Genomic DNA, 14,661 nt, shown 5'->3' on the forward strand with positions numbered 1-14,661 from the left:
GAAGCTGTAATTGGAGAAACCATGTTGAAACCCCTGATGAGCTTTACCGGCGGTCTCGCTGCCGCATTGCTGACGATGACAGCACACGCAGTTCCCCTGAAACAGGAAGACCTGTCAGTCGCAGAGGTACTGCGGGATCGCGCGCTGGAGTCCTCTGATGCCTATAGCCTCGTTGAGTCCCTGACCGTAGAAGTCGGGCCGCGCCGCGCTGGCACCAAGGGGGACGAGCGTGCGGTTGCCTGGGCTCAGGACAAGATGAAAGCGCTGGGGTTTGATCGCGTATATACCGAACAGATTGATGTAAAGCGCTGGGCCCGTGGCCATGCCCACGCGGAGGTGACGGCACCTTTCCCGCAGCCGCTGGTGGTAACGTCTCTCGGCTACGGCGCCTCCACGCCGGAAGGTGGCCTCACTGCGGAGATCGTCGAATTTGCCGATGTGGAAGCGCTGATGAAGGCGCCGGCACGCAAGGTGAAAGGCAAGATCGCCTTTATCAACAAACGCATGGATCGCGCCCGCACCGGTGAGGGCTATGGCCCTGCGGTACAGGGGCGCAGCAAGGGGATGCGGGCTGCGGCAGAAAAGGGCGCAGCGGCGATGATGTTGCGCTCAGTGGGTACCGATTCTGATCGCTTCGCGCATACCGGGATGATGTCCATTGACGGCGTGGAGAACCCGATTCCCGCGCTCGCCCTGTCAGCCCCCGATGCCAATTTGCTGGAAGCCATGCTGGAGCGTGGCAAGCCGGTGGAGGTGAAGCTGAATGTCCACAATGAGGCACTGGCAGATGGCCCTTCGTTCAATGTGATCGGCGAAGTCGTCGGGCGCGAGAAGCCGGAGGAAGTGGTACTGATCGGCGCGCATCTGGACAGCTGGGATGAGGGCACTGGCGCACTGGACGACGGCGCTGGCGTTGCCATTGTTATGGAAACCGCGCGCCTGATCGCGGAACTGCCCCAGCGTCCCCGCCGTACCCTGCGCGTGGTACTGTTCGGCGCCGAGGAGATTGGCCTTGTCGGTGCCAAGCAGTATGTGGATGCTCACCAGAATGAGCTGGATAAGATCATTATGGTGTCCGAGTCCGATTTTGGTGCCGGCAAGATCTGGCGCTTCGATACTCGTGTACCGGAAAGCAAGTTCGCTATTGCGGACCAAATGATGCAGCTGCTCGCACCGCTGGGTATCGAGCGCGGCAACAACAAGTCCTATGGCGGTCCCGACAGCAGCGTTTTTGTTGCCCGGGGCGTTCCGGCGATGGGGCTGTACCAGGATGGCACTGACTACTTTGACTATCACCATACGCCCAACGACACTCTGGACAAGGTAAAGCCTGAAAACCTGAAGCAGAATGTGGCTGCCTGGGTGGTGATGTCTTTTCTCGCCGCCGAAATGGAGGGCGACTTTGGACGGGTGCCCACCGAGCACTGATACCGACTTCAGAAACCCCGCAATCGCGGGGTTTTTTGTGCGCCAATTGGCGCCTTGTTCGTCTTACCTGCAAATTCATTGACTTTATTTTTTGCCGTCGTGCATGCTTCGACTACATTCACCTCAAGTCAACAAGGAGTGCACAATGGCAAACGTCACGATGAAGGGAAATCCGGTGGAAACCGTGGGCGAGCTACCCGCAGTGGGCGACCAGGCGCCGGCTTTTACCCTGGTACAGGGTGACCTCTCTGATCTCACTCTGGACAGCCTCGCGGGCACGCGTGTAGTGCTGAATATTTTCCCGTCTGTGGATACCGGTACCTGTGCCACTTCTGTGCGCACTTTCAATGAAAAAGCGACTGCACTGGATAACACTGCGGTAGTCTGTATTTCAGCAGATCTGCCCTTTGCCATGAGCCGCTTCTGTGGCGCCGAAGGAATCGAAAACGTCAAACTTGGGTCCGCATTTCGCTCCGAGTTTGGCAGTGATTACGGCGTTACCTTCAAGTCCGGCCCACTTGCGGGACTGCTGTCGAGGGCGGTAGTGGTGATCGACGAGGCGGGTAAAGTTGTTTATACCGAGCAGGTGGCGGAAATTACCGACGAGCCCGATTACGAAAAGGCACTTGCTGCCCTTTAATTCACTGAGTCCCGATCTGCCGTTGATCAATCACGGGAGCCTCATGAAATCCTGGTTTCGCATTGCCGCGATACTCTGTCTCGTCTGTTTATCAGTTCCCGGGGCATTCGCGGAATCTGTGGAATATCAGATCGAGCGCATGAAAGATAATGTTTATCGGTTTACCGCCGGAAACTATCGCTCGGTATTCATGGTCGGTGATAGCGGTATTTTTATCACCGACCCACTGGGGAAAGCTGCCGCACAGTGGTTGAAGCGGGAATTGGGTGAGCGGTTCGATGTGCCGGTACGGTATATGGCCTACAGCCACAACCATGTGGATCACACCATGGGCGGGGAAGTATTCGCAGACGCCGGTGTGACGGTGCTTGCGCATCAGTACGCTGCAGAGGACCTGGCATGGACCCGGGCACCCACGGCCATGCCAGATGTCACTTTCGAAAAAGAGCTTCGGGTCAACCTCGGAGCCGACTATGTACTGCTGCGCTACTACGGCCCCAATAATGGCCGCGGTTCGGTAAGCATGCGTTTTATGCCGGCGAATGTGATTCACGTGGTGGACTGGGTGGTGGTCGGGCGCATGCCCTACCAGAATCTGCCGGGCTACGATATTCACGGAATGATCCGCTCAACACGTGAGCTTCTCGGCGAAGCCCCTTTCGAACTGTTTATCGGTGGTCACGCAGAGGCGGGAGGGCGGAAAGACGTCGAGCGCTATCTGCAGTACCTGGAGAGCCTGTACGCGGCCGTGCGTGATGGCATGCTCGAAGGAAAAGACCTGGCGACATTAAAGGCAGACATTCGCTTGCCGGAATTCAGTGACCTGAAAATGTACGAGGCCTGGCTGCCCTCGAATATCGAGGGCGTATACCAGACCCTGATCGACCAGTCGTACTTCAATATGCGCGAGGACATTCGCCCCGCGCCCTGAATCGCGTTGTTCGCGAACGTACGCACCACCGGTTATCGGTGTTCTCCTCTGAGCCCCAGTACCTGCTCCTGAAGCTCTTCCAGTTTGACCGCCGATGCCTCCATTGGTTTTCCTGCAACCACGCCAACTCTGGACCAGAACCTCTTCGGTAGTGTGCTGAACGCGTGCCCATCTTTGTGGCTGAAGAAACTACCCCAAAGGCCGCGCAGGGCCATGGGGATGACGGGTACCGGCGTGCGCTGCAGGATTTTTTCGATACCCGCCTTGAACGGTTGCAGCTCGCCGTCTTTGGTCAGCTGGCCTTCCGGGAAAATACACAGCAGATCTCCGTCTTTCAGGCCCTGCTCAATGTCTTCAAATGCTTTGGCGTAGCCCTCGGGATCCTGTTGCCGCGAACAAATGGGAATTGCTCGGCTGGTTTTGAAAATAAAGTGTAAAACCGGGATCTCGTAGATGGGCTTGTACATGATAAAGCGGATAGGGCGGCGCACTGCACCGGCCAGCAACAGAGCGTCCACATAGCTCACATGGTTGCAGGCGATAATTGCTGGGCCCTCAGCGGGGATTTTTTCCAGTCCCTCATGCTTCACCCGGTACATGGTGTGTGACAGCAGCCAGATCAGCAGGCGCATAGCAAACTCGGGTACGCGGTTAAATACGAAAATGGCGACTGCCGCATTCATCAGGGCGATGATCAGGAAGAACTGCGGGATGGTTGCCTTGAGGACATTGAGAAATACGATGCCGAGAAGTGCGGCCACCACCATAAACAGGGCATTGAGCACGTTATTGACGGCAATAATTCGCGCACGGATCGTCGGTTCCGATCGTTCCTGCATCATTGAATACAGGGGGACGATAAAGAACCCACCAAAGATGCCGATCAGGGTCAGGTTGATGAGAATGCCGAGGGATCCATCGGTTGCCCAGAAGGCCGCTACCGTGGATTCGCTGGGTGGTTGGTAGGCGCCGGTACTCATCCCCAGCAGGATACCCACGATGGTAAGTCCCGCGGCGCCAATGGGCACTAGCCCCAGCTCCACTCTACCGCCGGAGAGCCGTCCACACAGTAATGACCCTACCGCTACGCCGATGGTAAAGCAGCACAGCAGCAGGGTGACCAGTGACTCGCTGCCGCCCAGGACATTGCGGGTGAGGCTGGGAATCTGGGTCAGGTAGGCTGCGCCCAGCAGCCAGAACCACGATATACCAATAATCGCGTAAAACACCGATGGTGTTTTCGCGGCCTCCTTCAGAATGCGCCCAGTCTGGGTGATCGGGTTGTAATTGATTTTCAGGTCTGGCGCCGGTGCTTCTGCCTGCGGGATATTGCGCGCAGCGAGATAGCCGAGACCGGCGGTGGTCATGATGATTGCGGATATCCACCATAGCCCGAACTGTCCTTCACCGGTTTGCCCGGCCAGGAGGCCGCCGACAATGGTACCCAGCAGAATGGAAACAAACGTGCCCATTTCCACCAGGGCATTGCCCCCAACCAGCTCGTTTTTCCTAAGGTGCTGGGGCAGGATTGCGTACTTAACCGGGCCAAAGAAGGCGGATTGCACGCCGAGCAGGAACAGGACAGTCAGGCAAAGATAATTGTTGCCGCTGAACAAGGCCGCCACACCAAAGCTACCAATACCTATTTCCGCCAGTTTTATCCGTCGAATCAGGGTACTTTTATCGGTTTTATCCGCCACCTGCCCTGCAGTCGCGGAGAACAGGAAGAACGGCAGGATAAACAGGCCCGCGGCCAGGTTGATCAGGAGGTTGGCTTCACTGGCGGCAAGCCGGAACGCGATCATGACGATCAATGCGTTCTTGAAAACATTGTCGTTAAAGGCGCCGAGAAACTGAGTGCAAAAGAAGGGCAGAAAGCGACGGCTGCCCAACAGCTCGAATTGGCTCTTTGCGGCCATGGGAAGACTCCTTTGGCTGAATCCCGTTCAATCTTACTAATATTTACCCATCGAATGACAGCCTCAGATGTCGATAACAATGCAGTAAAAAAAAGCCCCGCGGTATGCGGGGCTTTTGTGAGGCGTGGGATACTGGATATCCTTACCAGATCCCTTGATCCTTTTACCAGATCACTACGCGCTCTTCTTCCGGCAGGTACATGCCGTCACCTTCTTTTACGTCAAACGCGGAGTAGAAAGCCTCGATATTCGGCAGTACGCCCTGCACCCGGTACTCCGCGGGGGAGTGCGGGTCGGTTTTCAGGCGCTCGCTCAGGGCTTCTTCGCGCATCTTGCTGCGCCATACCTGGGCCCAGCCAAGGAATACACGCTGGTCGCCGTTGAACCCATCGATCACCGGCGCTTCCTCGCCGTTCAAAGACATTTTGTAGGCCTTGTACGCGATGCCCAGACCGGACAGGTCGCCGATGTTTTCACCCAGGGTCAGCTCGCCGTTTACGTGCTCGCCTTCCAAGGGCTCAAAACCGCTGTACTGGGCGACCAGCTTGCCGGTGAGACCTTCAAAGTTTGTGCGGTCGGAGTCGGTCCACCAGTTATTCAGGTAGCCCTTGCCGTCGAACTTGCTGCCCTTGTCATCGAAGCCGTGGCCGATCTCGTGACCAATCACGCCGCCGATACCACCGTAGTTCACGGCATCATCCGCGTTCATGTTGAAGAACGGCGGCTGCAGGATGGCTGCGGGGAAAACAATCTCGTTCATCGGCGGATTGTAATAGGCGTTCACGGTCTGCGGGCTCATATGCCACTCGCCGCGGTCCAGCGGCTTGCCCAGCTTGTCGCGCTCGTTCAGGGTTTCAAACAGGGTAGCGGCGATGGCGTTACCGACCAGATCGTCGGCATTTACCTGTAAATCACTGTAGTCGCGCCACTTGTCCGGGTAGCCGATCTTGGTGGTGAAGTTGGCCAGCTTGGCCAGGGCTTCCTTCTTGGTGTCCTCGCTCATCCACGACAGGGATTCGATGGATTCCTTGTAGGCGGCTTTCAGGTTATCGACCAGTTCCACCATGCGTGCCTTGGCTTCCGGCGGGAAATATTTTTCCACATACAGCTGGCCCACCAGCTCGCCGACGGAACCGTTGACGAACTGCACCGCACGCTTCCAGCGAGGTTCCATTTCCTTGGTGCCGCGGATGGTGGTGCCGTAAAAATCAAAGTTGGCCTGGGCGATTTCGCTGTGCATATAGGGCGCAGCGGCGGAGAGCACCTTGATTTTGAGGTAGCGCTTCCAGGTATCCAGTTCAGTGTCGGCGATAATCTGATTGACGGCCTCAAGGTATTCGGGCTGCCCGACGAGGAAATTCTCTGCCTTTTCCAGGTGGGCTTTCTGCAGGTAGCTGTCCCAGTCTACTGCGGGCACCAGCGTCTTCAGTTCGTCGATGGACTTTTTATTGTAAAACTTCTCCGGATCGCGGTTTTCCACACGGGTGCGGTGGTGCTCCGCGAGGCTCTTCTCGAGCCCGTAGATGGACTCGGCATGCTCTTCGGCGCTGTCCAGGCCCGCAAGCTGTTGCATTTCTACCAGGTAGTCCCGGTAGGCCTGCTGAAGTTTCTGGCCTTTCTCGGAGTCATCGAAGTAGTAGTCGCGATCGGGAAGTCCGAGGCCAGACTGCCAGATGAAAGTGATGTAGTTTTCCACATCTTTCAGATCCTGATTGATCCCGGCGCCGAAGGGCGTTGTGTAACCAACCGTATCGGCATAGGCAAAGAAGTCGGTCAGGTCTTTCTGGGACTGGATGGCATCGACCTTGGCCAGCTCACCGGAGATTGCGTTCAGGCCCTTCTTTTCGATGAGCTCTTCATTCATGAAACTGTTATACAGGTCGCCGATCTGTTTGGCGCCCGCGTTGTTAGCGTGCTTACCAGCCTCCATGATCAGGGCTTTTACTTCCTCGGTGGCCTTGTCACGCAGGATGCTGAAGCCACCCCAGCGGGATTTGTCCGCAGGGATCTCGGTGGTCTTCATCCAGTTGCCATTGACGTAGGAGTAGAAATCATCCTGCGGGCGAATGCTGGTATCCATGGCGCTGAGGTCGATACCGGAACCCAGGGCAGCTACCTGAGTGCTAGAGGCCTCGGCAGCGCTGGTCTCCGGAGAGTCGGCCTTGGGGTTATCGGATTGCGAACAGCCGGTAAGGGTTGCGCCCGCAATGGCGCCGGCAATTGCCAGGGGTAGAAGCAGTTTTTTCATGGTTGGCCTTTTGGGCTTGTTATCGTTGACCGGTCGCTTGACCGGGTGAAAGCGGTATCAATCCCCTAGTATGCACTGGTGTGCTTATGGGGCAAGCGGCCATGCGGCCAGTTGCAGGCCAGGAGCGATGGAATTCAGGCAATAAAAAACCCCGCGAGGCGGGGTTTTTGGAAGCTTGTCTGATGTGTTTCCTAATCAGTCCGGGAGGCGGAAGGTAATAGGCACGGAGAATCGATACTCATCCAGTTTGAGCTGAGCCGGCGTGGCCGGGTAAGGGCCAGCGCGCTCTACCGCTTCCAGGGCCTCGCGGTTGAGGCTCGCATAGCGGGACTCCTGCAGTGTGCTCACGTCCTTGACGTTACCCTTTTGGTCGATGGTCACGTTCAGGCGTACGCTGCCTTCCTGGCCGCGCTCTTGGGCGCGTTTCGGATAGCGAATGTGCTTGAAAGTGTGACGCAGCAACATCGAGTGATAAATCTGGCGGGCAAGAATCATGTCGGCGGTCAGCGGTGCCTCGTCTTCTTCCTCCAGTTCCTCTTCCACTGGCGCTGAACGGCGGGTGGTGGTGGGCTTCAGAGGCTTCGGCTGCGAGGTCGGCGCCTGGGCAACAGTTTCCGGTTTGGACTCGGCAAGAGCGGGCGCGGGCTTTGCGATGGCGGGCGCACCAATGGCAGCCAGTGTGGGCGGCGGGATGTCTGCTTTGAGGTCAGGCTTGGGTGTGCCGGTAGTGGCTACCTGAGCAGGCTCCGAATTCTTGGGGGTCGGGGCTGCGGCTTGCTGCTCTTCGGCTTCCTGCTCGTCCACCATGGCTGCGACCTGAGCAACGCGGTCGGCACCTGGCTGCAGGGATTCATAAGTGGCCAGTAGGCCGGAATCTACTTGACCGGACCCCATAAGGCCGTCACGGAAATCGGTAGAGGGAGGTACCGGGCCAATCCAGGCGCGCAGCAGGGTATTGAAGAAATCTTTATCCTCAATCATACCGAGCATGATGTCGTTCAGGGATACGGAAGTGGTACCCGTATCTGCTGCGAAGTCGACACGGAGGCGATCTCCGGCCACTAGCCGACCCTTGAACAGGTTGGCAAAGGTCACCATGTTCTCAGCTTGCCCGGTTAGGGTATTGCCCGCGTTATTGATGGCAATGCCTTCCATCCACTGGTTGCGGAAGCGGCGAGCGGAAAGTCGTTCCGCGATGACACGGACTTCGAGGCTGCGCGGAATGCTATTGTTGAGCAATGTGCCGGCGTCGTTGGCGAGCCGTTCAGAGTAAACGGCGGCGATGTATTGATCTTTATTGAATTGTTGTTCCAGAGCGAGACCGTTCAGCAGCGGCGCGGCTTTTGCAGTCAGGGCCGTAGCGAACAACAGCAGGGCAATGACAAAGTTGGTCGTTTTCATTTTTGCTTTGGTATCTATTCCAACGCCGGATGGGCAGAACCCGGCAGATAAAGCGCTGAAAAATCAATCAAAATACCCCAGAGAAATTTCCAGTCACTTGGATCGCACCCTCCCCCCGAAAGGCGCGGGCCTCGTATAAACCGGCCGGGAAACCTAAGGATGATTTTTTATCCAGTTTTGGGCGTGGATTAACCGAGGCTCTCCTCAACTCTACTGTAACTGCAATGGAGTTCAACCCCGAAATGGGTAAAATGTCTCGTTTTTTCAAATCCGGCCATTGGCGGGGCAGACAGCGGTCACTTTCCGCCTAGAATGCGGTTTCGGGTTATGCACGCCGGATCTGGCAAAATTGTTAGTGCATCAGTGGAAGGCTGGTCCACTCTAACTTCCCCCGGTTATGCAACCTGGCGCAGCAAGCGAGCAATATATAGAAGGGCGATCCGACCCAGCCGGTAGACAACCGTTATTTGTCTAGACCACATTCGAACAAGCCAAGAGTTTCAACCAAACTATACGAGTTACATGGATTACAAACCGCTCAGTGATTACCCGCGAGATGCGGTAGATCGTCTCCTGAATGTCATACATCTATTTCGCGATATTCGTGCTACCAGTGAGTGGCAGTACGATGTGCTGCTTAAGCGTTCGCGACTTTCGACCCTTTCACCCGGCGAGGCCCTGTTGCATACCGGTGATGTGGATCAGTGGGTGTATTTCCTGCTGCGTGGTGAATTGCATGTGCATGTGGACGATGAGGCGGCAGCGCGTGAAGAGCGCCCGCTGGCTGTTATTCGTCCAGGCGAGGTTTTCGGGGATCTGTCCATGCTACTGGCAGAGCCGCGCAGTGCCACTATTGTGGCCGCGCCAGTCGGGCAGGAAATCCAGGTGCTGGCGGTGGACTGTACCCTGTTTGGTGACCTGGAGGACTTCTCTCTGCTGCACCTGCCAACCAAGCTGGTGTTCTATCGCAATATGGTGCACTCCCTGCGCTGGAAGCTCGAGGTGTATCGCTCCAAGTACCCGAACCACGAGCTGGCTAACAGTCACCGTCGGCTGAAGCTGTACACCGGGCCCAAAAACAGTAAGGAAGAATTGGTGGCGCTGGCGGGGCAGGCCAAGGACCTCGCCCGGATTCTGCTGGACTGGAACGCGGAATTTGGCAGTGGCCAGCTTGCGGCCGAAGAGTCCGATATGACGAATTTTCTCGAGTCGATACTGTCATAAACCGACCTTGAACCATTCCTGGTTCGCACCTGAGCCCATTACTACGGGCGCACTTTCATACCTTATTCGCCCGACCTCCGTCGTCGGGCATTTGTGTCTCCCTCTACATTAACCTTGCCGCCGCGGTCGACTTCAGTTCTTTTAATCGTTCTTTTCTCCGGCTGGTCCGGCTTTTTAGCCACCCGAGAACCCCATCTTGTGGGTAAATACACTTCTCGCCATTTCCTTTGAGATATCTCAATTCCTGTTTATAGCGCTCTGGTAGCCTATGGATTTCGCAATCCGGCAGCTTTCGCCAATGTGCAGTAATCTTATTACGCATAAAATGCGTACACTTTCCAACCGCTGATGAGGCCAGGACGGCCTCAATCCGACTATCTCCCGAATACACAGGAATACTGCAGGTATGAACCTTCTGTTTGCCTTCTGGCGGCAGCGCAACTACCGAGTCGCTGCGATTGTTACTGTCCTTGCTGTTTTGTGGCTGCTGAGCGGCTTGCTCACAGGCGGTGACAAACATCTGCCCGAGAAAACACCCGGTGCAGGGGCGAAGCGACCGACTGCCGAGGCGATTACCGTCAAGGCGCGCCGCTTGGAAGCCCAGCCGTATGTCACCCGGGTGGTGGTAAATAGTCGTACCGAGGCAAATCGCAGTGTACAGGTGCGGGCCGAGCTGGACGGCGTGATAGCGGCGCTACCGGTTGAAGAGGGCCAGCGCGTATCGGCGGGCGATGTAATCTGTGAGATTGCCGCGGAGGACCGCCCGGAAAAACTGGAGCGCGCGCGAGTGAGCTTGCGCAAAGCAGAGCTGGACTATGCCGGCGCACAGAAGCTGAAGGGGCGTGGGCTGCAGTCCGAGGCGGCAATGGCGCAACAGGAGGTAGCACGTGCCACTGCCCGCGCAGAACTGAAGCGGGCCCAGGTGGATGTGAAGAACCTAAAGATCCGGGCGCCTTATGATGGTCTGGTCAACAGCCGGGCGGTGGAACTAGGGGATTTCATCCGCCGCGGTGAGGAGTGCGCAACGGTGTTGGATCTCGACCCCATGCTGATCGTGGGTGAGGTATCTGAATCACAAGTCGGCAGCCTGCAGCCCGGCGGGCCAGCCAGCGCGCAGTTGCAGAAGGGACAGTTGTTGGATGGGCTGTTGCGCTATGTGAGCCAGCAGGCTCACCCCACCACCCGCGCTTATCGCGTTGAAGTCGCTGTGCCGAACACGAATGGTGCGCTGCGCAGCGGTCTCAGCGCGCGTATGGCGCTACCTACCGGAGAAGTACTCGCGCACAGGATCAATGCCTCGCTGCTGACCCTGGATGACCAGGGCCAGTTGGGTCTGCGCACCCTGGACGAAGAGCACCGGGTACGGTTTGTGAATGTACAGCTCGTCAGCGATGAAAATGAGGGTGTCTGGGTTGCCGGCCTGCCAGCGCGTCCCTTACTGATTACGGTGGGGCAGGAGTACGTAACCGAAGGCGAGCAGGTTGCAGTGGAAATTGAAGAGTCTGCAGGCGATCTGCCGGCGCCGGTGTCCAGCAACGGTGCTGCGAACTCGGCAGATGCGCTCTCCGGCGCGAAGCTGCCCGAGTCCGCCGCAGATATCGCGGCACAACGTTCTGAACCCTTGTCACAGGAGCCTCAGCAATGATGCTGCTGGATAGTGCGGTAAGCCGTTTTCGCAGTAGCATCAGCCTGATGCTGTTGATTGTTATCGTGGGTATCGCTGCTCGCGGCGCAATGACGGTAGAGTCGACCCCGGCGGTCGATCCTCCGATCGTGATCGTGCAGGTGATGCACGACGGAATTTCCCCGGAGGATGGGGTGCGGCTGCTGGTTCGTCCACTGGAGCAGGAGATTCGCCCGCTCGAGGGCGTGGAAGAGGTCATGGCGACGGCGCGGGAGTCACTGGTGTATCTGGTGATCGAGTTCGACTCCTCGGTGAGTATCGACCTGGCCGTTGACGAAGTGCGTAATGCCGTGGATCGGGCCAAGGCGAAGCTGCCGCAAGATGCGGAAGAGCCGGTGGTGGAGGAAGCGTCGGCACAGCCGGCCCCTTCCATTGTCGTGACGCTCACTAGTGAGGGCGCCAGTGAGCGCGAACTGCTGCGCAGCGCGCAAATGCTCAAGCGCAAGATCGAAAACGTCGGCGAAGTACTGAGTGCGGAGATCAGTGGCAATCGGGAAGAGGTGGTGGAAGCCATCATCGATCCCGTACGGCTGGAGCACTATCAGGTCACCAGTGGTGAACTGGTCAATGCGGTACTGGGTAACAACCTGCTGATTCCTGCCGGTGAAATGGATGTCAGTAAGGGGCGCTTTTCCGTAAAGGTTCCGGGACTCATTGAGTCGGCGGAAGACGTGTACCAGATTCCGCTCAAGCAGTCCGAAAATGGTGTCGTCACCCTCGGGCAGGTAACCGATATCCGACGCACCTTTAAAGATGCCACCAGTTACACCAGTGTGAATGGTCGACAGGGGCTTTCCATCAGTGTGGAAAAACGCACCGGCGCGAGCTCCGTGGACCTGGCGGACAAGGTGCGCGCGGCAGTAAACGCCGAGCGCGAATTTCTGCCGCGGGGAGTCGAAGTGGACTTCGTCTTTGACCAGTCCAACTGGGCGCGCGATATGGTCAGTGAAATGGAGGGCAATATCCTTACCGCCATGTTGCTGGTGATGATCATCGTGGTCTCGGCCCTTGGTTTCCGCTCAGGGATACTGGTTGGCCTGGGAATCCCATTTTCGCTGCTATTCGGCACGATCATTACCTGGCTTCTTGGCTACACCTTCAACTTTATGGTGATGTTCGGCATGTTGCTGGCACTGGGCATGTTGATCGATGGGTCCATCGTCATCACCGAATATGCCGATCGTAAAATGGCCGAGGGCCTGTCTGCGCGGGCAGCCTACGGTATCGCAGTGCGGCGTATGTTCTGGCCGGTTGTCGCTTCCACCGCCACTACCATGGCTGCCTTTTTGCCAATCATCTTCTGGCCCGGGGTGGTGGGCGACTTTATGCGGTACCTGCCGGTGACCGTGTTTACCGTGCTGGCAGGATCCCTGGTTTACGCATTGTTTTTTGCCCCCGTACTTGGCTCTTTATTCGGCAAGAGCCAGTTGGACCTTTCTACACAGCATTACCTCAAGCAGCTTGAGCAGGGTAAGCCTGAGGAGCTGCGGGGCATTACCGGTTTTTATGCCCGGATGCTGGCCCCTGTGGTGCGCCACCCGTTTGCCTCCTTCGCGAGTACCATTGCGGTTTTGATCGCCATCTTTATTGCATATGGCAAGTTCAATCCCGGGGTGGAGTTTTTTACCGAAACCGAAGAGCAGTACGGCAATGTGGAGGTGCGGGCCCAGGGCAACTTGTCGCTGGAAGAAAAGCGTGTGCTGGTGACTCAGGTAGAAGCCGCGGTGATGGAGGTACCGGAGGTACGGCTGGTTTATACCGCAATCGGTTCCGGCGGCATTTCCGGTCGCCAGGAAAAGGCGCCGGATCAGATCGCCAATCTTTTGGTAGAGCTGCATCCCACGGAGCTACGGGAGAGAAAGAGCCGGGATATTTTCGCGGATATTCGCCAGCGTACCGGGCACTTCGCCGGGATCAAGACCAGTGCCAACCCGTATGAAGGAGGGCCTCCTGTAGGCAAAGACATTGTACTGGAACTGCGCAGCCGCAATTACGATCGCCTGCTGGCGGAAAACTGGCGTCTTCACCGGGCACTGGAGAGTGAATTTGAAGGCGTGCGAGATATTGTCAATACAGCGCCGTTACCTGGTATTGAGTGGGAGGTGACCGTCGACCGCGCCAAGGCAGCTCTCTACGGAGCGGATCTCACCGGCGTCGGACGCGCAGTACAGCTGGTAACCAACGGTGTGTTGATGGCGAAATACCGTCCGGACGACTCCGACGAAGAAGTGGATATCCGTATTCGTTATCCGGATTCCGCTCGCGGTATCACCGCGCTGGAAGCTCTGAAAGTAAATACCACCGGCGGTGCGGTGCCTGTCAGCAGCTTTGTTACCACCGTAGCCGCGCCAAAGGTGGACAAGATCGAGCGTATCGATGGTATCACCCGCATGCAGATCAAGGCGGATGTGGAAGACGGGGTACTGGCCGATGACAAAGTGCGTGAGATCCGTCGATGGCTGGAAGAGCACCCGCTGGACGATGAGGTGGAGCTGCTGTATCGAGGTGCTGACGAGGATCAGAATGAATCTCTGGTGTTCCTGCAGACTGCTTTTTCTCTGGCGTTGTTTTTGATGTTCATCCTGCTGGTAACCCAGTTCAACAGCTTTTATCAGTCCGCGCTGATTCTGTCTTCGGTGGTTATGTCCACCGCCGGGGTAATGCTGGGGTTGACCCTAACCCAGAGCACTTTCAGTGTGATTATGACTGGTGTCGGTATCGTGGCGCTGGCGGGAATTGTGGTGAACAACAATATCGTGTTGATCGATACCTACAACTATGTGCGCAAGTCTGAGCCGGAACTGGCGCCCGGCGAGGCAGCGGTCAAGGCGGCGGCGCAGCGCTTGCGCCCTGTATTCCTGACCACCGTCACCACCATTCTCGGCCTGTTGCCTCTTGCGCTGGGGGTGAGTGTGGATATGGTCGGAAGGGATGTGGTCGTCAATGGTGTAATCGCGTCATTCTGGGTCAAGCTGGCAAGCGCCATTGTGTATGGCTTGAGCTTCTCTACCCTGCTGACTTTGATTGTGACACCGGTGATGCTGGTTCTGCCCTCCACGTTGCGTGATCTGATTAAAGGGGTGATCCCGGTAATCCTGGGCAAACTCCGGCCGCGTGACAGCTAAACCAATTGCGGTATGCAAAAAGAAAAAACCCCGGCGAGCCGGGGTTTTTTCGTTCCATGTG

At 57.0% G+C, this 14,661-nt stretch carries 9 protein-coding genes; 6 read left to right on the forward strand and 3 right to left on the reverse strand.

The features are described 5' to 3' along the window. Nucleotides 1-21 precede the first annotated feature (21 nt). From LC059_RS15725 to LC059_RS15735, 3 genes are all read left to right on the forward strand, one after another. Nucleotides 22-1,428 (forward strand): M20/M25/M40 family metallo-hydrolase, encoded by a 1,407-nt coding sequence (locus tag LC059_RS15725; RefSeq protein WP_226704825.1) that lies wholly within the window; start codon nt 22-24, stop codon nt 1,426-1,428. Nucleotides 1,429-1,573: 145 nt separating this feature from the next. Further along, nucleotides 1,574-2,068: a thiol peroxidase gene (tpx, locus tag LC059_RS15730; protein ID WP_226704826.1), complete on the forward strand. Its 495-nt coding sequence runs from the start codon at nt 1,574-1,576 to the stop codon at nt 2,066-2,068. A 43-nt stretch (nt 2,069-2,111) separates the two neighbouring features. Further along, on the forward strand, nt 2,112-2,999 hold the full coding sequence (locus LC059_RS15735; RefSeq protein WP_226704827.1) for an MBL fold metallo-hydrolase: 888 nt from the start codon (nt 2,112-2,114) through the stop codon (nt 2,997-2,999). Between the two features lie 32 nt (nt 3,000-3,031). On the opposite strand, the gene LC059_RS15740 is transcribed toward LC059_RS15735, so the two are convergent. The 3 genes from LC059_RS15740 to LC059_RS15750 form a co-directional block, all read right to left on the reverse strand. Continuing rightward, a complete protein-coding gene (locus LC059_RS15740; protein WP_226704828.1) occupies nt 3,032-4,918 on the reverse strand; it encodes an MFS transporter in 1,887 nt (628 codons plus the stop codon). A 163-nt stretch (nt 4,919-5,081) separates the two neighbouring features. Further along, nucleotides 5,082-7,166, reverse strand: a complete 2,085-nt coding sequence (locus LC059_RS15745; RefSeq protein WP_226704829.1) for a M13 family metallopeptidase — start codon at nt 7,164-7,166, stop codon at nt 5,082-5,084. A gap of 195 nt (nt 7,167-7,361) precedes the next feature. Next, complete coding sequence (locus LC059_RS15750; protein WP_226704830.1) at nt 7,362-8,567, reverse strand: TonB family protein; 1,206 nt, start codon at nt 8,565-8,567, stop codon at nt 7,362-7,364. A 522-nt stretch (nt 8,568-9,089) separates the two neighbouring features. On the opposite strand from LC059_RS15750, the gene LC059_RS15755 reads away from it, so the two are divergent. From LC059_RS15755 to LC059_RS15765, 3 genes are all read left to right on the forward strand, one after another. Next, nucleotides 9,090-9,791 (forward strand): cyclic nucleotide-binding domain-containing protein, encoded by a 702-nt coding sequence (locus LC059_RS15755; protein ID WP_226704831.1) that lies wholly within the window; start codon nt 9,090-9,092, stop codon nt 9,789-9,791. Between the two features lie 406 nt (nt 9,792-10,197). Continuing rightward, the gene (locus tag LC059_RS15760; protein ID WP_226704832.1) at nt 10,198-11,436 is read left to right on the forward strand and encodes an efflux RND transporter periplasmic adaptor subunit; all 1,239 of its coding nucleotides are present in this window, start codon (nt 10,198-10,200) and stop codon (nt 11,434-11,436) included. Then, nucleotides 11,433-14,600, forward strand: a complete 3,168-nt coding sequence (locus LC059_RS15765; protein WP_226704833.1) for an efflux RND transporter permease subunit — start codon at nt 11,433-11,435, stop codon at nt 14,598-14,600. The genes LC059_RS15760 and LC059_RS15765 overlap by 4 nt, the downstream gene beginning before the upstream one ends. The last annotated feature ends 61 nt before the right edge of the window (nt 14,601-14,661 follow it).

Origin of the sequence: Microbulbifer elongatus, assembly GCF_020524885.1 — a bacterium.
Lineage (GTDB): Bacteria > Pseudomonadota > Gammaproteobacteria > Pseudomonadales > Cellvibrionaceae > Microbulbifer > Microbulbifer elongatus_A.